Here is a 19,486-nt window from a genome sequence, read left to right as displayed (position 1 = left end):
GGCTTCGTTCTTCGTTATTCCCGGCGTTGGCCGCTTCGGTAGGCGCCCGGGGAAATGCCGAACTTGTCCTTGAATACCCGGTGAAAATACGAATATCCTCCGAACCCGCAGCTCTCGGCAATTTGTTCGAGCGTCATGGCGGTATATTTCATCCGTTCCAGAGCGGCGGTCAGACGGATTTCAAGTGCGTATTCCAGCATCGTCTTGCCATAGCATTCCTTGAACAGATGAACCGCCCGGGATACGCTGAGTCCTGCCTGACGCGCGGCAGCCTCTACCTTGAACGTCGAGGTGGCATGCTCCTCCACGAACCTTTTCATCCGAAGCGCCGTAAAGGACCGGCCATAGGAGGGGGCGCTTTCCGTGGCCGCGCGCTCGAGTGACAGGCAAAGGGCCTGCAGCAAGCAGCCGATGAGTTCGTCGGTCTGTTTGTCCGCCGGGCGCTGCTTTTCAATAATCAAGTGCCGCCAAAGCGCCAGCAGTTGCTCTCCCGGATCGATTCGCGAGAGCGTCGGCTTGTCTCCGCGTTTCCACCATTGGTCCATCCAACGGCCGCCGCAGATCAAGTAATAATCCCCGCTGGAAATTGTTTTTCCCTTGGACGTCGTTTCATATTCGTCGATGAATAGCTCGTACGTTGTTCCGGGATTCAGCAGCAGCAGGTCCCCTTGTCCGAGCCGGTGCGTTTTGCCGTCGATCACCGCCTCGCTGGCCCCTTCCGTCTGCAGCCGGAACAAATAGAGCGGCAGCCCGTTTTTATAATGGGTATGAAACCGCTGCGCATGATACGAATAACCGCATGTGAACACTTCCGCTTCCATGGCCGTCTCTCCGATTCGTAAAATTAGTAGCAAAATTGTTGATGTCACGATTATATCGTTTATGTTCATTTTAGGCTATTCTCGTGTATGATGAGAGCAAATAAGCAATCTATTCCTAGATTAGGGAGTGTTCACGATGAGAAGAATGGGCATCGGGCTTCAGCTGTACACATTGCGGGATGAAACCGCCGCCGATTTTCGCGGCACGTTGAGGAAAGTGGCGGAGCTTGGCTATGAGGGCGTCGAATTTGCCGGATACGGCGGTTTGGCGAAGGAAGAGCTAAGAGATTTGCTTCAGGAGCTGGGACTTAAAGCGATTGGCAGCCATGTCGGACTGCAGCAGCTGCGGGACGATCTGCAGGGCCAAATCGATTATATAAAAACAATTGGCGGACAATATTTGATTTGTCCTTACGTGGCCGAAGAAGACCGTCGTACCGAAGAGGATTGGAAATCATTGTTTGCTTTCCTGCAAGAAGCGGGAACGGAAGTGCGCAAGCAGGGGCTTATTTTCGCTTATCACAACCATGCTTTCGAATTCGAGATGAACGTCGGCAGCTCTTATGTGTTCGATGCGATGTACGAAACGACTTCTCCCGAAGCGGTGCAAGTGGAGATGGACGTCTGCTGGGTGCAATTCGCCGGACAGGACCCGCTGGCCTACATTCCGAAATACGCGGGCCGGCTGCCGCTGCTGCACTTGAAAGATTTCGGCAAAGACGACAACGGGCAAATGAAAACGTTGGAGCTCGGCCTAGGGGTCGTCGACTTGCCTAAGGTCATCGCCGCCGCCTCCGAGGCAGGGGTAGAATGGCTCGTCGTAGAGCAGGACGTATGTCAGAAGCCTCCGCTGCAAAGCGTGGCAAACAGCTTGCAATGGGTGAAAACGAACTATCTGCAAAATATTTAATTCACCAAACCGAAGGAGCATTGAAATTCATGAGCAAATTGAGAGTGGCCGTGATCGGCTGCGGCGCTATTTCCAAGCACCGTCATATTCCTGAGTACGCCGCAAATCCCCATGTGGAGCTGGTCGCTTTTTGCGATTCGGTTAAGGAAAGAGCCGAGCATTACGCCGGACAGTATGGAGCAAAGGCTTACACCGATTATGAAGCGCTGCTGCGCGAGGTAAAACCCGATGCGGTAAGCGTCTGCACTCCGAATGCCCTGCATGCTCCGGTATCGATTGCCGCAGCGAAGTCCGGAGCGCATGTGCTGGTCGAAAAGCCGATGGCTGCGACGGAAGAAGAAGCGCTGGCGATGATCGAAGCGGCCAAGGAAAACGGCGTTTACTTGATGGTCGGTCACAACCAGCGGCTGATGCCTCACCATCTGAAGGCCAAGCAGATTTTGAACTCAGGCGTTCTCGGCAAAGTGCTGACGTTCCGTACCGCTTTCGGACATCCGGGACCGGAAAGCTGGAGCGTCGACGGAGGGGATAGCTGGTTTTTCCGCAAGGATGAAGCGATTATGGGCGCCATGGGTGATCTGGGCGTACATAAATCCGACTTGATCCGCTGGCTGCTCGACGATGAAGTGGCGAATGTCGCCGGTTTTATCGGCACGCTTGACAAAGCGGGAACGGACGTAGACGATAACGCAGCCTGCGTGCTCCGCATGAAGAGCGGCATCATCGGCACGCTTGCCGCAAGCTGGACTTATTACCAAGGCGGGGACAACAGCACCGTGCTGTGGTGTGAGAACGGCGTCATGAAAATCGATACGCATCCAGACAATCAAATTATTGTGGAGCTCTGCAACGGTTCGGTCGAACGGCATAAGGTGGGCGCCATCGCCACCAACGAGAAGCAGACGGTCAGCGGTGTGATCGACGCGTTCGTGGAATCGATCGTGACGAAAACCCCGCCGAGCATTTCCGGGGAAGAAGGCATGCGCTCGCTGAAAGTGATTTTGGCGGCGTTCGAATCGCAGGCTACAGGCCAGGTCGTCAGGCTGTAAATGACGAAAAAAGGCAGTTCTTCGCATTTCGAAGGACTGCCTTTTTCTCATGGAACGAGCACGAATACAAACAATCGGGACCGGTAACGCCTTTCTACAAATTTTAAAGTAGCTATGAGGCGCAGAATTGTAACAAAATCTGCGTTTTTTTTGAAATTTTGTTCAGAAAGATATGGACGATGGTTAAATAAAACCTTTATAATGGAAATGCTATAGGACTTGTTTTAACGCTTACATACAGATAAATGGAAGGGGAAAACAAAATGAAAACATGGTTCAAATCGACGGCAGGCCTTATGCTCGCGGCTACGCTCGTCCTGAGCGGATGCGGAACGAAGCCGGCGCCGAAAGAAGCGGCTAACGGCGGCTCCAAGCCCACGGAGAGTACGGCGGGAGCCAGTAAAAAAGGTGAAAAATTTAACATCGCCATGGTTACCGACATTGGCGGGGTAAATGACAAGTCGTTTAACCAAAGCGCGTGGGAAGGCTTGAACGAGCTTAAGAAAGAAACCGGCGCCAATGTGAAATACCAGCAAAGCAAAAGCGACGCGGACTTTATTCCTCATCTCAATTCATATGTTAAAGATAAGTACAATCTGATCTGGGGGATCGGGTTCCTGATGGGCGACGCCATCAAGACGGTTGCGGCGCAAAACCCGAAATCGAACTTTGCGATTATCGATAACGTCGTGGAAGGGCCAAACGTCGAATCCGTCACGTTTGCGGAACAGGAAGGAGCGTATCTGACAGGCGTCGTAGCCGGTCTGATGACGAAAACGAACAAAGTCGGCTTCGTCGGCGGTCTTAAGATTCCGGTCATCGAGCGTTTCGAAGTCGGCTTCAAGGCCGGCGTCGCTGCGGCCAACCCGAATGCGAAGGTTACGATCAACTATACGGCATCTTTCGACAAGCCGGACCAAGGAAAAGCGGCGGCGGCAACGATCTACAACGACGGCGCGGACATCATTTTCCATGCGGCGGGCGGAACGGGCAACGGCGTGTTCAACGAAGCGAAAGACCGTTTCAAAGCAGGCAAAAAAGTATGGGTCATCGGCGTGGATAAGGACCAGTCGCTTGAATTCGGCGACGATGTTACGTTGACCTCGTTGGTGAAACGCGTCGACAAAGCGGTGAAGCGCGTGTCCATGGATGTGATCGACGGCAAATTCCAAGGCGGCAAAAACATTGTTCTCGGTCTCAAAGACGACGGCCTAGGCTTGCCGGAAACGTCCAAGAAGAACGTACCGGCCGACGTGCTGAAGAAAGTGGACGAATATAAAGAAAAGATCGTCAAAGGCGAAATCAAAATTCCGGAAAAATAAATTCCCAATTCGACAAGGCTGGTGACCCACCGGCCTTGTCGTTTGATTTGCAATATTGAACGTATTTGTACATTCTGCGGGGAGGGAAGCTCATGAGTTCACCCGACATGATGGTCGAGCTGCGAGGGATTACGAAGCGTTTTCCCGGCATTACGGCCAACGACTCCATCAGCTTGAAGCTGCGCAAGGGAGAGATCCATGCGCTGCTGGGCGAGAACGGAGCAGGTAAATCGACGTTGATGAACATTTTGTTCGGCCTGTACCAGCCGGATGAGGGCGAGATTTGGGTCAAAGATAGCAAAGCCGCGATCGACAGCCCGACGAAGGCGATCGAGCTGGGAATCGGTATGGTGCATCAGCACTTCAAGCTCGTACAGCCGTTCACCGTAACGGAAAATATTATTCTCGGCAACGAGCCCCGTAAGGGCTCTTCCATCAACTATAAAGAAGCGGACGAGAAGGTTAGAAGAATCTCGGAGCAGTACGGCCTTAAAGTCGATCCGAAAGCGAAGATCGAAGATATTTCCGTCGGCATGCAGCAGCGCGCCGAGATTTTGAAAACGCTGTATCGCGGGGCGGACATCCTGATTTTCGACGAGCCGACCGCCGTGCTGACGCCGCAGGAAATTCAAGAATTGATGGATATTATGCGACGGCTTGCCGCCGAAGGGAAATCCATCATTCTGATCACGCATAAGCTGAAGGAAATTATGGCGATTGCCGACACCTGCACGATTATCCGGCGCGGAAAGGTTATCGATTCGGTGAAGATCGCCGAAACGAATCCGCAGCAGCTTGCCGAGAAGATGGTTGGGCGCAGCGTTGCGTTCAAGGTCAGTAAGACCAAGGCTGCACCCGGAGCTCCGGTGCTGCAGATCCGCGGTCTGACGGTCAAGGATAACCGGAACCTTCCCGCCCTGAAAAGCCTCTCGCTTGAGGTGCGGGCAGGAGAGATTCTCGGACTCGCGGGCGTGGACGGCAACGGGCAAAGCGAGCTGATCGAAGCGCTGACGGGGCTGCGAGCCGCGGACGGTGGAGAGATTTTACTTCAGGACAAGCCGCTGGCCAACCGTTCCCCACGGTTCATCTCCGAGGCCGGTGTATCGCATATTCCGGAGGATCGGCATAAACACGGACTCGTGCTGGATTTCTCGATGAGCGAGAATATGGTATTGGAGACGTATTACCAACCGAAATATAACCGGGGCGGTTTTCTGAACGGCGAGGCGATCGACGCTCAGGCGCAGCGGCTGATCGGCGAGTTCGACGTGCGTACGCCAAGCATCCATACGAAGGCACGCGCGCTATCCGGCGGGAACCAGCAGAAGGCGATCATCGCTCGCGAGATGGATAAAAACCCCGAGCTGCTAATCGCAGCTCAGCCGACTCGGGGTTTGGATGTCGGCGCCATCGAATTCGTGCACCGCAAATTGATCGAAGCCAGAGATCAGGGGAAAGCCGTGCTGCTGATTTCGTTCGAGCTGGATGAGATTCGGAACGTATCCGACCGGATTGCGGTTATTCACAGCGGCCGGATTGTCGGCGAGGTGGACCCCGAAACGACGAATGAGGAAGAATTGGGGCTGCTGATGGCCGGTGGACAAGGAGAGACCGATCATGGATAAATTGATTAAAATCATGACCAAAGACTCGGCGCTGGTCCCGTTTGTCGCGATCTTGATGGGGCTGCTTTTCGGAGCGCTGGTGATGCTGGCCGGCGGCTATAATCCGCTGACTGCTTATGGCGCGCTGGTAGGCAAGGTATTCGGGGACCCTTACGATTTCGGCGAGACGATCCGCGAGATTACTCCGCTTATTTTGACGGGACTATCCGTTGCTTTTGCATTCCGTACCGGGCTGTTCAACATCGGCGGGGAAGGACAGTTCATGATGGGGATGACCGCAGCCTCCGTTATCGGGATCAAGCTGCAGCTGCCTTGGTTTATTCATGCGCCGCTTGCCGTCGTCGCCGGTGCGCTGATCGGGGGGATATGGGGCGCGCTTGCCGGTTATTTGAAGGCGAAGCGCGGCGTTAACGAAGTTATTACAACGATTATGCTGAACTGGGTTGCGTTGTATATCTCCAACTACGTGGTCAATCAATTTTTGCTGCAGCCGGGACAGCAGCGTTCGTATCCGACGCAGGATTCGGCCACGCTCTCGATCGGCTGGCTGTCCGAATTGATGGGCAACGCCCGGATGCACTGGGGCACGGTGATTGCCTTGGCGGCAGCGACGGTATTCTATGTGCTGCTGTGGAAGACGAAGCAAGGCTATGAGCTGCGCGCCGTCGGACACAATCCGCACGCCGCCCGCTATGCGGGAATGAACGTGAACCGCAATATCGTCAAATCGATGTTCATTAGCGGCATTTTTGCCGGGCTGGCCGGCGTCGTCGATGTGCTGGGCGTGTTCCATTATCAGACCGTGGTGGCTGCTACGCCGGGCTATGGCTTCGACGGGGTCGCAGTAGCGCTGCTCGGCGGCAACAGTCCGCTGGGCGTCGTGCTGGCGGCCGTGTTGTTCGGCTCGCTTACGTACGGCTCAGCCGGGATGAGCTTCGCTGCGGACGTGCCGCCGGAAATCATCCGCGTCGTCATCGGCTCGGTCATTTTCTTCGTAGCGACTCACGGTATCGTGCGCTGGGTGCTGCTCCCGATATACGCCAAACGGAAAAAAGAGGAGGCGGCTTAGATGAATGCATTGACTATCTTCGGCGAGCTGATCAACACCACGCTGGTGTTTTCCACTGCGCTAATCTTTGCCGCCTTGGGCGGCATTTTCTCGGAGCGGTCGGGCATCGTCAATATCGGCCTGGAAGGGCTAATGGTATCCGGGGCGTTCGCCGCCGCTATCGCCACGTATTACGCCGAGAAAGCGGGGATGGATGGAACGGCGCCGTGGATTGGCTTGGTCGCCGCCATTATTTTCGGAATCGCCTTCGCTCTGATTCATGCCGTGGCGACGGTAACATTTAGCGCGAACCAAGTCGTCAGCGGTGTGGTCATCAACTTTTTGGCGGCCGGGCTTACGGTGTATTTGGTCAAAATTCTTTTTGAAGGGGCGGGGCAAACGGAAACGCTGAATGCGGTGTTCACCAAAGTGGCGATTCCGGGACTGTCTTCCATCCCGTTGATCGGCGAGGCATTCTTTAAAGCTTATCCTACGACGTATCTGGCGCTCATTCTGGTTGCGGTAACGTATTACGTCATCTACAAAACGCCGTTCGGCTTGCGTCTGCGATCGGTAGGGGAGCATCCGAGCGCGGCTGATACGATGGGCATTCGCGTCTCCCGTTACCGGTATATCGGCGTCATGATCAGCGGGGCGCTCGCGGGTCTTGGCGGGGCGACGATTACGCTGACGACGACGAGCAGCTTTTCGCATAATACGATTTCCGGTCAAGGCTTTATCGCCCTTGCGGCGATGATCTTTGGTAAATGGCACCCGGTCGGCGTATTGGGCGCCGCGCTCTTCTTCGGCTTTGCTCAGGCGATCCGCAACTTCGTGCAGTTGTTCGATTTTGCCAAAAACATTCCGATGGAGTTTCTCTTCATGCTGCCATACGTGCTGACGATTCTGGTGCTTGCCGGCGCCGTAGGCCGGGCAATACCGCCCTCCTCACTCGGCCAAACGTACGAAACCGGCAAACGATAATCCTTTTTTTGCCGGATATTCACAAGGGAACCGTAAAAAACAAAGTGCTTCCGTGCCGCAGATTATGCGAACGAAGCACTTTGTTTTTCGTTACGGCCCGGTTTCTTCGTCGCCCGGATCATCGCCTTCGGCATAGCCTTCAACAAGAAAGCCTCCAAACGGCTCCAGCAGCTTTTGCACGAAAGCGGAAAGGGGCTCGGTGCGATCCAGCCGGTAGTAGGCTTCAAGCGCTTCGTACAGCTCTTCCGCGAGGACCGGGACCGACTGCTTGAGGCTGCGCTGCAGCCACTTCCCGTCTCCGATCCAGAAGCCGCCGGTCCGCAGTGCGAATTCGGCGAGCATCCCGGCGAGCTTTGCCGTTATGAATAACCCTTCGGGTCGCGAGGCGCTGGATTCCAGATCCGTCAGCGTCTCGCCGATTTCATACCGCACCCGGTCGAGCTCTTGGAGGGACCAGGCCGGAGGACCGGCATCGAAATCGCGCCTTGCTTCCTCGATGATGGCCGCAATGTGCTCGTAACCGCGGAGCACGATGCCTTCCGAGCACATGCGAAGCAGAGAGGGAATGGCCGATTCCACCGCCTGATCGAAAAAGTAGCGGTACGTATCCCTGTTCAATACGAACGCTTCGATGACCCACCCGAAAGCCCGGTACGTTTTTCGGAATGGCCCAAATTGGGATTCGTCGAATAGGACGATGTCCAGGTCTGACCCTGGCGTCGCGCCGCCTTGGACGACACTTCCGGCCAGAATGGCCGCTTCGCTTTGCGGAAACCGCATATTCACAAACCGCTGTGCGGCTTCAAGGCCCGACAGGCTCATGGTAAGCATCACACTCAACTTAATTTAGGATAGTTCAACATATGCTTAAGCCGGCCTGATGTTGCTGCTTTTCGCCATGACGCTCGTCATTTTCGGGCAATGAACAGGGCGTGCTCCAAGTAATCGTGGTTCGCGGTAATCAGATCGTCATGCGCAATCGACGTTTGCCAGACGGATGCATCGAGCAAAGCCCCCGGGTCCATGACTTGGTTCATATCGGGGTAGGCGATTTGATCGTCCGCAACATGCTCCTTAAAGGCCGAACGGTCGCAAACGGCGATCTCGGCAAAACCGGACGCCTGAAGCAGCTCGATCCATTTTGGCTCCGTGAGCAGGCTGTTCAATTGAAAGAAGCCGGTGACCTCCCGATAAGCCTCCTCTGTGATTGAGGAGGTCGCGATCACCTCCCGGTCGTAAAGAATACCGCCGGGCCGGAGCACCCGGCCGTATTCGGCCAACGCCCGTCCGATGTCGGCAAAATTCGTAACCGATTCCGCGAGCACGACGTCGAAGGTCGCGGCTTCGAACGGTAGTTCCGTGATGTTTCCTTCCACGAACCTCACGTCAAGCAGCTCGGCTGCGGCCCGGCGCTTTGCTTTGGCCAGCATGTCGGGACGAAGGTCGAGCCCCGTAATGTCAAACCCTTGCTTCGCCAAATAGCAGGACGTTCTTCCCGTACCGCATCCGACCTCCAGCACCCGGCTTCCCGCGGGCAGCGGAAAGCGGGAAAGCTGGGACATGGTGGCGGAGAAGCCGCCGGGATGCGCGCTACCGACGCCCAAACGGGACAGCATATCCAAATAGTTCACCGTACTGCTCCTTCCTCTTCCCAAAATACAGATCACTGTATGGTATGGAAGGAGAGGGCATTCGGTTAGGGATGAATGTCCGGGGTGCGCAACTTTTTTACGTGGTTCATTTTACCGTAGGTCGACAGCTCCGATACGGTAACGAAACGGAAGCCGCGCTTCTTCAACTCCGGTAAAATTTCCTTGAGTGCATCGGCGGTCTGGCCTTTTCCTTCCACGTAATCGTGGAACAGCACGATATTCCCGTTGCGCGCATTGCTGAGAACCTTGTTGACGATTTTGTCGACTCCCGGAGAACTCCAGTCCCTCGTATCCTGATGCCAAGACCACATCACGACCGTGTATCCTTCGCTCCTCGCCATTTGGATCAGCTTCTCGTTATAAAAGCCCCCGGGTGGCCGAAACAGACGGCAATTTTGACCGGAGGCTGCATAGATGACCTCCTCTGCGCGCTGTATATCTTGTTTCAGCTTGGAGACGGACCCGTTTCGTTTAAAATACGTATGGGTATACGTATGATTGGCCAGTTCGTGGCCTTCCTCCGCTTCGCGCTTCACCAGCTCCGGGAACCGCTCTACCTTGTTGCCGACCAGAAAAAACGTTGCCTTCGCTTTGTAAAGCTTGAGAAGATCGAGAATTTGCGCGGTATCGTCCGGGTCGGGGCCGTCATCGAACGTAAGCGCAATGACTTTTTCTGCCGTCGGCACTTCCCAGATGACCTCGCCTCGTTGTTCATAGTAGACTCTTCCTTTGCGGGGCGCGTCCTCTGCCGTGATGGAAGACTGAACCATAAGCAGGCCTGCCACGGCAGCCGTCAGTGTAGCCGTAATGATCTTACGAATGACCGATCCCTCCTGCACGCAAATGTTAGATTTTAGGATGGCCTGTCCGGTGAGGATTATAACGATCATCCGTTTCTACCTTTTTCCTTGTGTGAAAATGCCATTGAACCGGCAAGCTAATGTCATATCCTTGAAGTACGGAGGAAACGTATGAAAAAAGGGGTTCTGATCATGGCGGCGGCCGCGGTCTGCATCGGTCTCGGGTCGTTGCCCGTCCGCGCAGGGGCGCCTGCTGCTCCATCCAAGCTCACCTTCATCGTGCAGGCTTCGCCGGAATCGGCTATGCGCAGCGAGCTGTCGGTCCGATCGCCCAAGCTGCTCAAGAAGCTGCTGCCGGAGAAGGTACAGCCTGTGCAGCAGGTGCCGCTTACGGATGTGTATGCGGTGCTGGAGAAGCAAGGAGCGGCGGTCCGGTATGCGATCGACGCGCATGGGAACTGGTACGATACGCAGCATAGGCAATCGCAGGAGCTGCCCCAGGTCCTAAAAGATCGGCTTCACGGATATGCCGAAGCGGTCCGTGCCGCCCATTACGGTCAACTGGCCCCGTGGGAGGAAGCGCAAAAAACGGTTGCGATGAAAGCGGTATGCCGGATCGTCGACTTGGAGACGGGGCTCGCCTTTCAAGCGCAGCGCCGCGCTGGCAGCAGCCATGCGGATATGCAGCCGCTGACCAAAGCGGATACAGCGGTAATGAAAAAGATCTATAAAGGCGCTTGGAGCTGGAGACGGAGAGCCGTATTGGTCGAAAAAGACGGGCGGTCGTTTGCCGCTTCGATGCACGGCATGCCGCATGGCGGCGACGGCATTCCCGGCAACGGGTTTTCCGGACATTTTTGTGTCCATTTTCTCGGAAGCACGACCCATCGCTCCAAAACGGTGGACCCCGACCATCAATGGATGGTGTACAAAGCGGCCGGTCGCTTGGAGGAAGGCTTCAGGCTTGCTTCGCCCTATGCCGTGGCGGACAGCTTTCTGATCGCAATCAATCAACAGGACCCGCAGCTGCTAAGATACGCTATTGGCGATACGGCAAACCCTGAGGTGGAGCAGTATATAAGTGGCATAGGCAAAATTAAGGCTATTCGCCGAATCAATCCGCTCCGCGATCAGGATACAAACGGTCGGCTCGGACTGGAGCTGCCTGTTGAGGTAACGGTCCATGAGGTCAACCGTCGACCGACAAAGCAGAAGCTTACCTTTCACTTAAAACGCAGCGATGAGAGCGCCAGATGGGTCATTGAGCGGATCGAACCTCCTTTTTTCCCCGGTCAAATGTCAAAAGCCCTGCGCCGCGCACAGAGCTTTTGACGTTGCAGACGTTACCGATGGCAAAAAAATTGCTCGATCCGGTTCAAATCTAGGCCGAAGTATACCCAATGGCCGAAAGGCCCGTATCCGAACCAACGGAACCCGGCGATGGAATTGCGGCCGACAAACGTCAGAAAGATCCAGTACTGCTGGCCGTTCGTTTGCCAGATGTACACGTATTGGAAACGGCATCGCCAGATGCTGCCCGGGTCGACGGCAAACGCTTGGGCCATTTGCGGAGGTATATATGACGGCGGCGGGGACAGGGGAGCGCCTCCGGGCCCACCGGGAGGTCCCCCAGGCCCGCCGGGGAAGCCGTCCGGCCTGGGGGGCAAGCCTTGGAATCCGGCACCGGGAGGTCCGTCGGGCATGCCTTGGAACTCTGCGCCCGGAGGCCCGCCGGGCATGCCTTGGAAGCCTGCGCCCGGAGGTCCGCCGGGCATGCCTTGGAAGCCTGCGCCCGGAGGTCCGCCGGGCATGCCTTGGAAGCCCGCGCCCGGAGGTCCGCCGGGCATGCCCTGGAAGCCTGCGCCCGGCGGACCTCCGGGCATGCCCTGGAAGCCCGCGCCCGGAGGTCCGCCGGGCATGCCTTGGAACCCAGCGCCCGGAGGTCCGCCGGGCATGCCTTGGAAGCCCGCGCCCGGAGGTCCGCCGGGCATGCCTTGGAAGCCAGCGCCCGGAGGTCCGCCGGGCATGCCTTGGAAGCCAGCGCCCGGAGGCCCGCCGGGCATGCCTTGGAAGCCAGCGCCCGGAGGTCCGCCGGGCATGCCTTGGAACTCTGCGCCCGGGGGCCCGCCGGGCATGCCCTGGAACCCAGCGCCCGGAGGTCCGCCGGGCATGCCTTGAAAGCCTGCGCCCGGAGGTCCGCCGGGCATGCCTTGGAACTCTGCGCCCGGGGGCCCGCCGGGCATGCCTTGGAAGTCTGCGCCCGGAGGTCCGCCGGGCAAGCCTTGGAATCCTGCGCCCGGAACGCCTCCATACGTACCGGGGCCTCCTCGTTCGTCAGGATATCTTTCCAGGCTTGCCGCATCGTCCGGCGTCTCAGAATAGAATTCGTCATACGAATAGGTGTAAGGAATGTCTTCATAACTCATGATACCCTCTCCCTTTTGGCTTGATAGAAAACATACGCACTCTATGCTAATGCCTATAATCCCTTACCAAGTATATGAGACGGGTGCCCAAACGTGACCGGAAAAAAGGGAGGGCTTGTTTGTTTTTTCCAGAGAAGGCCAGCATAATTGATTTCGGGTTGCCCCCCTCCCACCCCCAAACATGCTCTCCTTTCGCAGATGGATCAAGCGCCGGGGCGAAGCACGTCAAAAAGACCGCTCCAGGAGCGGTCCGGCTATCACAGATGTTAGTGCAAATTTTCATAGCTTACTAAAGACGCTTGTCCTATAAAACAGGACGTCCACTCGTTCCAACCCGGCATCAAGCCTCAGTTGCCGCTCCCTGCTTCTTCACGGCGCAGCACGAATTTCTCGACAACGTGCTTGACACCGTCCTCATTATTGCTGAAAGTCACATAATCGGCGATTTCCTTCAACGACTCGACAGCATTGCCCATCGCGACGCCAAGCCCCGCCACCTCCAGCATTTCGCGGTCGTTCCAGCTGTCCCCGATACCGATGACTTGCTCAAGCCCGATGCCAAAATGCTCGGCCAGATGCGCAAGAGCATGCCCTTTGGTGCCTTCGATATGCACGATTTCCAGAAAATGCGGCTTCGATTTCGTAATATGTACCTGCCCGCCGGTCAATCCGCGGAGCCGCTCCGCGACCCGGTCCAGCAGCTCCGGTTCGTCGATGATCAGCAGCTTCATCGAAGGCTGAGCTGCCAGCTCTCCGAAGTTTGGGTACACGGTATAAGGGATTTTCGAAAGCGCGGCGTACGCTTTCGCTTTATCGTTGTCTTCCTTGACATACAGCACATCGTTCACGTACGTTTGCAGGTGCAATCCTTCAGACTCGCAAAAATCGAAAATGAGCCGCGCCGCGTCGGAAGGCACGGTCCGTTCGTACAAGACGCGTCCGTCGATTGAATTTTTGACGAGCGACCCCTGGTATGTAATCAGCGGCACGTTTAGTTCCAACTGACCGGCGAGCAGCTTGGCTGAGGCGTACATGCGTCCGGTGGCCAGCGTAACGATGACCCCTTCGGCAAGCGCCGCGGCAAGCGCTCCTTTGGTTCCTTCCGTGATCTGCTTCTCGTCGTTGATCAGCGTATCGTCGATGTCGATTGCTAGCATTTTGTACATGGTGCGCTCTCCACTCCTGTAAAGTCAAATTGCCCTCATTATAACGTACGGCGCATATTTTTCAAGCTTTTTGTTCGTACGCTTGAGCAGGGAACCGTTCCGCAGGCATGTGGCGGTTGAACAACCACATCGGCGAATTCGCGCAGCGCTTGCCGAATCCGGATCGAAGCTTCGGTCGAGGCGTCGTTGGAAAGCTTCAAGGCGTTCTTCGAAATTGTGAGAAATCAGACCGAAAAAAATAGTTCGAATTGCCCGATGATTAATTTATAATTAAATACGCGAGACAACAATGAGATGAGGCGGATGGTTATGAACTGGATGGCTTGGCGTAAACCGATGATCGCGGTGATCGCGGTCTATTTTGCGGTATTCGCCGCAGCAAAATGGGGCTTGGGGGCGGATGAACGCTTTTTCCTGCTTTGGGAGAACATTCCGCCTGTGGCTTCGCTTGCTATGCTGCTGCTGACTTACCGGGCCCGCCGGGGCAGCGCAGGAACGTTCTGGCTGCTGATGGCTGCGGGCGCCTGTTTCTATTTGCTGGGGCAGCTGGTCTGGTCCTTCTATGCCTGGGGGCTGCTTGTTCCTCCGCCGAAGATCAGTTTAGCCGACCTGTTCTGGAACCTGCATACGGTGTTGTTTTTTGCCGCTTTGTTTTACTTGTTGTTCCGGGAAAAAAGCATCTCGCAAGGCATCCGGTTTCTTTTCGACTGTATCATGATCCTGCTGATCGTCGGCACGGTCAGTTGGGAATTCGTCATCGAACCCAACCTGCAGGCGATTATGTCCAATTCCGACGGGTTCGGTCGGGCGACGGTTCTGTCGTACCCGATAACAGATTTCGGGATGCTGCTTTCCCTGTTTGTCCTTCATTTCGCTTATATGCCATTGTTCGACCGGCGGGTGCTTGCCTTGATCACCTTCGGTTTCGTCGCCATTATCGGCGGGGATACGATTTATGTGCTCGACATAATCTCGGGAAAATATCAGGCTGGGCAGTGGTACGGGCTGCTGTGGAGCGCGGGGCTGTTCGCATACGGCTTCGCGGGCTGGCATGCTTCCCACCCCGAAGACCGGCCTGTGCCAGAGCCCCGCATCGTCTCGGGCGCCCGCCTGCTGCGGTTATTTTTTCCTTACGCCGGCTTCGCGATTTTATTCTTGTTAATGCTTCGCCGCATCGACCAACTGGACGCTTTCGTGACAGGAACGGTCATGGTTACCGTCCTGATCCTCGTGCGCCAAATCTCCATGCTTCTCGAAAATGAAAAGCTGGTGAGCCGCCTCAAACAAATGCTGGAAAAAAGCGAGTTTCTTGCGTCCCATGACGACTTGTCCGGGCTTCCGAACAAGCGCTTGTTCGAGCGGAAGGCGCAGGAAGCAATCGAGAATGCCTCGCTGGACGGACAGCCGCTTGCGGTGCTGTTTCTCGATCTGGACCGCTTCAAATACATAAATGATAGTCTTGGCCATGTGACGGGCGACGAATTAATCCGTCAAGTGGCGGAACGGATTCGCAGAATCGTTCCGGAGACGTGCATCGTCGCGCGCCAAGGGGGCGACGAATTTACCATTCTGACCGGGTCGCTTGCCTCTTCCCGGCAAGCGCAGGCGCTTGCGGAATCGATTCTTCGGGTCGTCGCCGAGCCTTTCAAGGTCGGAGTTCACGAGATTCAGACCTCAACGAGCATCGGCATCGCGGTGTACCCGGAAGACGGCTTGACCAAAGCCGATCTGATGAAGCATGCGGATGCGGCCATGTATCAAGCCAAAGAGCTGGGCGGAGGCCGGTTCCGGTTCTTCACGCCGTCGCTGAAGGACGGCATGCTGAGAAATATCCTGATGGAGCGCGCGCTGCGGCATGCGCTGGATCACGACGAGCTGTTTCTGTGTTACCAGCCGCAGGTGTGCTCCGAGGATTTGTCGATCGTCGGGGCGGAAGCGCTGCTGCGCTGGCGAAATGCGGACGGGCATCTGGTGCCGCCTTCCGACTTTGTGCCGCTCGCGGAGGATACCGGCTTGATCGTGCCGATCGGCGATTGGGTCATTCGGACGGCGTGCAGGCAAGCGGTCGATTGGGAGCGGGAAGGGAGGCCGCCGCTGAAAATTGCGGTTAACGTCTCGCCCAGACAGCTCGTGCAGGACGGTTTCGTAGACAAGGTGACCGGTATTTTGAAGGAAACGGGAATGGCTCCCGGCCGGCTGATTATCGAAATTACGGAAGGCGTCGCGCTGCAGAATACGAAGGAAACGACCGATACGCTGCTGCGCCTCAAAGCGTTGGGGCTGCATATCTCGATGGACGATTTCGGTACGGGGTATTCGTCGCTCGGCTATTTGCGGACGTTCCAGGTTGATTCGCTCAAAATTGCGCAGTCGTTCGTCGGGGAAATGGCCGAGAACGAAGGGCATGCCGGCATTGTCAAAGCGATTATGGCCATGGCCCGGAGCCTGAATTTATCGGTCGTAGTCGAAGGGGTGGAGACAGAGGAGCAGGTGAAGCTGCTTCGAGCGATCGGCGGCTGTACGATTCAAGGCTATTATTTTTATAAACCGATGCTGCCTGACGAATTTTCCGCTTTATGGGATAAGGCGAAGCCATAAAACCCGCAGACCTGAACGAGCTAGGGCCTGCGGGTTTCCTTGTGCGGCGGCCTTATTTTTTCAGATCCAGCCGGATTTCGCGGCCGTCGTTCGTCAGGGAGATCGGCTGGCCGGAAGCGCCCTTCTCCTTCGAATAATCGACCCAGGCGTCCAGCATGATCATGCCGTCCTTCCAGTCCTTCACTTCGGCAAATGTCGTAAATCCGTCCCCGGAGCCGGTTGACATGAAGTCGTTGGTTGTCACTTTGAAGGTACGGCTGTCGTTCAGCTTCCCGTCAACATAGATCGGAGTGCCGTCCAGCAGCGTAATTTTGCTGTATTTCTGACCCTGCGGCTTCGTGTTGTCCCACTCGACCTTCAGACCCGAGAATTGCATGGCCGGCAGCTTGGAATATTGGTCCGTGACCTCGAGCAGCGTCTTGATCTGGGCGGCGGTCATCGTGCCGGTGCGGTTGTAGTTGCCGAACGGCAGCACTTCAAACATCATGCCGTAGGTTACTTTGCCCGGCTCGATATCCGCGCGCAGCCCGCCGATGTTCGTGAAGGCGATATCGGACTTCTCGGCCCAGCGCATCGCATCGGTGACGGAGTTGCCGATCGGCGTCACGCCGTCGCGTACCTGATTGCCGTTCGAGTCGTACCGGTAGGAGCGGGTCGTCCATTTTTCGGCGGCTACGGCGATTTGCTTGTTGGTTTGCCCGGCAATTTTTGCTTGGTAGTCAGCGACCGTTTTTTGCACGTCTTTGTTCGCGGTCGTCAGATTTGTATACGTTTCCAGCAGACCGGCGCTTGAGGAAACGACTTTTTTACTGTTCTTATCGACATAAAGCTGAATGTGGCCGACGGCGTACAGCCAGCTTTGCGCTTCGACGACCGGAATGTGGTTCACGATCCCGGCTACGCGCCGGTGGGAATGGCCTCCGACGATGGCGTCCAGCGTCCCGTTGCCCGTCCCGTTCGCCAGATCGACGAGCTCTCCCATAATTTGCCGCGATTTGGCGTCCTGCTCGCCCGGCAGGTGGGAGGTCACCACGACGATGTCGGCTCCTTTGCCGCGCAGCTCGGCCGACAGCTCCTTCGCGTACGGAACCGGATCGGCGAACGTCAAGCCTTCGATGTTGGTGGACTTGGTCGTCGTCTTGGTCTGCGGCGTAGCGAGGCCGATGATGCCGACTTTCAGCCCGTCCTTCTCCACGATGGTGTAAGGCTGCGTCCAGTCGACGCGTTTGCCGGTTTTGTCTTCGATGATGTTGGCTCCGAGAATCGGGAACTTCGCTTTCTTGATGTTGTCGATCAGCGTGTTGCGGCCGAAATCGAACTCATGGTTGCCGATGGCAGCAGCGTCGTAGTTGACCTGAGCCATCGAATCCATGACGGACTGCCCGTTCGTCGTATTGGAGATGAGCGTTCCTTGCCATGCGTCTCCGCCGTCTACGACGACTGTGCCGCGGGGATTGACCGAACGGAAATCGTCGACGATGCCGCCGAGCGTTTCGATCCCGCCCTGCGCCTGATTGCGCTTCTTGTCGAAGCCCACCTCAATATGGCCGTGAATGTCGTTCGTGGTAAGAATATCGATAACCTGGAAAAGGACCGGTTTCAGCGCCCTGACCGCTTCGTCGCGGGTCACGGAGCCCTTCGGATCGAAATTGCCGTCCAGCTTCGGCTCAAACAGGCCCGCGAGCACGCCGTAAGCGACATACGGGCGGGACGACTCACTGATGGAGGCAGCGTCCTTGAAGTAGCTCAGCACGTTCTGGTTTACTTTCGGCGCCTGGCCTTTGGTGAGGGCGCGCACAACGAGGACGGCCAGCTCTTCGCGGCTCACCGGACGGTTCGGCTCGAAGCGGCCGCTGTCGCTCTTGGATACGATGCCGGCGGCGACGGCGTTGGTAACGGCTTCAAGCTGCCACGCCTCCAAGTCGGAGAAAGGCAGCGCCGATTTGTCGCTCTTCGCCAGCTTGGCCGCCCGGTTCAGCATGGTGACGAGCTCCGCGTGGGTCACCGGCCGGCTGCCGCGCAGGTCGGTATCGTTCGGATACCCTTCGACCGCTCCTTTCTCGAAGGCCAGCTGCATGTCGGATTTGGCCGGAGTCGAAGCGGCGGCTTTCGTGGCCGTCGCCGATTCGGCCGCCAGCGCGTAAGGGACGCCGGAGAGCCCGGGCGCGCTCAGCAGCGAGGCGGAGAGTACCGATAGGACGGCGGTTTTTTTCCAGCGGGACGAATGATTGGTCAAATGTTTTCCTCCTCAAAATATGGCTATATTTGGAACAATTCTATTATAGCGGATAACTGTCATCGGGGTGTGAACGCGACTCATATTTTTGACGAAGCGGGCCTTGAAAGCTCACGAACGATCGAGGTGCGATCGATGGGTCTGCCGCAGGACATCATGTCGAACGGTGTGCGCAAGACCCCGGCTTCAATCCTCACGGAGCCGGAAGATATCGATATTTGTAAAAGAACGTAAAATCTATTAGAATAATATTACAAGTTATAATATGGGAGAAGAGAACGGAGGAATTGATATGAGCACAATGAGTTCTTTTTCTAACTGGCTTTCGCGCACGAAAGGCAATTTAGCCGATGGTGTAAAACGATTCAAAAACAAGGACCTTCTTGATGCGATCGTAGCCGGCTGCGCTATGGTTGCTGTAGCTGACGGAACAATTGACGCTGCTGAAAAGCAGAAAATGGCTGGCTTTCTTGGCCGTAGCGAGGACCTCAGTGTCTTTAACATGAGCGAGGTTATCGATCGCTTCAATCACTTTGCAGGAAATATGGAATTCGATGTCATGATAGGTAAGCAAGAGGCGCTTCGAGTAATCGGTAAATTTAAGTCGAAACCGGAAGTCGCACGTGTAATTGTTGGGGTCTGTTGTGCTGTTGGCGCTGCAGACGGCGATTTTGACGACAACGAAAAAGGTGTGGTCAGGGATATTTGTAACGTTCTCGGACTTATGCCTAGTGAGTTCGGACTGTAGAAAGTAGATAGCGCAAGTAATATGTATCGAACGAACGAAGAAGCGCCTCTGGCGGTTGTCCAAAATGGCAAGTTATGTTGAAAAATGTCTAAAGTTAGAAT

At 56.0% G+C, this 19,486-nt stretch carries 16 protein-coding genes; 9 read left to right on the top strand and 7 right to left on the bottom strand.

What is annotated here, in order from left to right:
- Window positions 1–14: 14 nt before the first annotated feature.
- Window positions 15–821, bottom strand: coding sequence for an AraC family transcriptional regulator (locus NLX71_RS13530; protein ID WP_254364201.1), 807 nt, complete (start codon window positions 819–821; stop codon window positions 15–17).
- 136 nt (window positions 822–957) lie between these two features.
- Between NLX71_RS13530 and NLX71_RS13525 the strand changes: the two genes are divergently transcribed.
- The 6 genes from NLX71_RS13525 (at window position 958) to NLX71_RS13500 (ending at window position 7,759) form a co-directional block, all read left to right on the top strand.
- Window positions 958–1,731, top strand: a complete 774-nt coding sequence (locus tag NLX71_RS13525; protein ID WP_254364200.1) for a sugar phosphate isomerase/epimerase family protein — start codon at window positions 958–960, stop codon at window positions 1,729–1,731.
- Between the two features lie 29 nt (window positions 1,732–1,760).
- Window positions 1,761–2,780 (top strand): Gfo/Idh/MocA family protein, encoded by a 1,020-nt coding sequence (locus tag NLX71_RS13520; RefSeq protein ID WP_254364199.1) that lies wholly within the window; start codon window positions 1,761–1,763, stop codon window positions 2,778–2,780.
- 263 nt (window positions 2,781–3,043) lie between these two features.
- The gene (locus tag NLX71_RS13515; RefSeq protein ID WP_254364198.1) at window positions 3,044–4,102 is read left to right on the top strand and encodes a BMP family lipoprotein; all 1,059 of its coding nucleotides are present in this window, start codon (window positions 3,044–3,046) and stop codon (window positions 4,100–4,102) included.
- Between the two features lie 92 nt (window positions 4,103–4,194).
- On the top strand, window positions 4,195–5,727 hold the full coding sequence (locus NLX71_RS13510; protein ID WP_254364197.1) for an ABC transporter ATP-binding protein: 1,533 nt from the start codon (window positions 4,195–4,197) through the stop codon (window positions 5,725–5,727).
- Window positions 5,720–6,796, top strand: coding sequence for an ABC transporter permease (locus NLX71_RS13505; protein WP_254364196.1), 1,077 nt, complete (start codon window positions 5,720–5,722; stop codon window positions 6,794–6,796). Before NLX71_RS13510 ends, NLX71_RS13505 begins: the two co-directional genes overlap by 8 nt.
- Window positions 6,797–7,759 (top strand): ABC transporter permease, encoded by a 963-nt coding sequence (locus tag NLX71_RS13500; protein WP_254364195.1) that lies wholly within the window; start codon window positions 6,797–6,799, stop codon window positions 7,757–7,759.
- Between the two features lie 90 nt (window positions 7,760–7,849).
- Here NLX71_RS13500 and NLX71_RS13495 read toward each other — a convergent pair whose 3' ends face one another.
- The 3 genes from NLX71_RS13495 to NLX71_RS13485 all read right to left on the bottom strand — a co-directional run bounded on the left by NLX71_RS13495 (window position 7,850) and on the right by NLX71_RS13485 (window position 10,181).
- Entirely contained in the window at window positions 7,850–8,581 is a 732-nt protein-coding gene (locus tag NLX71_RS13495; RefSeq protein WP_254364194.1) for a nucleotidyltransferase domain-containing protein, read from the bottom strand.
- A gap of 86 nt (window positions 8,582–8,667) precedes the next feature.
- The gene (locus tag NLX71_RS13490) at window positions 8,668–9,390 is read right to left on the bottom strand and encodes a class I SAM-dependent methyltransferase (RefSeq protein WP_254364193.1); all 723 of its coding nucleotides are present in this window, start codon (window positions 9,388–9,390) and stop codon (window positions 8,668–8,670) included.
- 65 nt (window positions 9,391–9,455) lie between these two features.
- Window positions 9,456–10,181, bottom strand: coding sequence for a polysaccharide deacetylase family protein (locus NLX71_RS13485; protein ID WP_254364222.1), 726 nt, complete (start codon window positions 10,179–10,181; stop codon window positions 9,456–9,458).
- Between the two features lie 201 nt (window positions 10,182–10,382).
- Between NLX71_RS13485 and NLX71_RS13480 the strand changes: the two genes are divergently transcribed.
- Window positions 10,383–11,543, top strand: coding sequence for a hypothetical protein (locus tag NLX71_RS13480; RefSeq protein WP_254364192.1), 1,161 nt, complete (start codon window positions 10,383–10,385; stop codon window positions 11,541–11,543).
- Between the two features lie 11 nt (window positions 11,544–11,554).
- Here the strand turns inward: NLX71_RS13480 and NLX71_RS13475 are convergent, their stop codons facing one another.
- Together NLX71_RS13475 and NLX71_RS13470 are read right to left on the bottom strand one after the other, a co-directional pair.
- Window positions 11,555–12,637: a hypothetical protein gene (locus NLX71_RS13475; RefSeq protein WP_254364191.1), complete on the bottom strand. Its 1,083-nt coding sequence runs from the start codon at window positions 12,635–12,637 to the stop codon at window positions 11,555–11,557.
- A gap of 347 nt (window positions 12,638–12,984) precedes the next feature.
- Window positions 12,985–13,803 carry a Cof-type HAD-IIB family hydrolase gene (locus NLX71_RS13470; RefSeq protein WP_254364190.1) on the bottom strand — a complete coding sequence of 273 codons (819 nt, stop codon included), beginning with the start codon at window positions 13,801–13,803 and terminating at the stop codon, window positions 12,985–12,987.
- A 309-nt stretch (window positions 13,804–14,112) separates the two neighbouring features.
- On the opposite strand from NLX71_RS13470, the gene NLX71_RS13465 reads away from it, so the two are divergent.
- Window positions 14,113–16,401, top strand: coding sequence for a putative bifunctional diguanylate cyclase/phosphodiesterase (locus tag NLX71_RS13465; protein WP_254364189.1), 2,289 nt, complete (start codon window positions 14,113–14,115; stop codon window positions 16,399–16,401).
- A 52-nt stretch (window positions 16,402–16,453) separates the two neighbouring features.
- Here NLX71_RS13465 and NLX71_RS13460 read toward each other — a convergent pair whose 3' ends face one another.
- Complete coding sequence (locus NLX71_RS13460; protein ID WP_254364188.1) at window positions 16,454–18,637, bottom strand: 5'-nucleotidase C-terminal domain-containing protein; 2,184 nt, start codon at window positions 18,635–18,637, stop codon at window positions 16,454–16,456.
- A gap of 301 nt (window positions 18,638–18,938) precedes the next feature.
- On the opposite strand from NLX71_RS13460, the gene NLX71_RS13455 reads away from it, so the two are divergent.
- The gene (locus NLX71_RS13455) at window positions 18,939–19,385 is read left to right on the top strand and encodes a tellurite resistance TerB family protein (protein ID WP_309248951.1); all 447 of its coding nucleotides are present in this window, start codon (window positions 18,939–18,941) and stop codon (window positions 19,383–19,385) included.
- Window positions 19,386–19,486 lie beyond the last annotated feature (101 nt).

Origin of the sequence: Paenibacillus sp. MZ04-78.2 (assembly GCF_024213375.1) — a bacterium.
Classification (GTDB): Bacteria; Bacillota; Bacilli; order Paenibacillales; family NBRC-103111; genus Paenibacillus_G.
The sequence above is the reverse complement of the archived record's forward strand: the minus strand, read 5'-3'. Positions and strand labels throughout refer to the sequence as shown.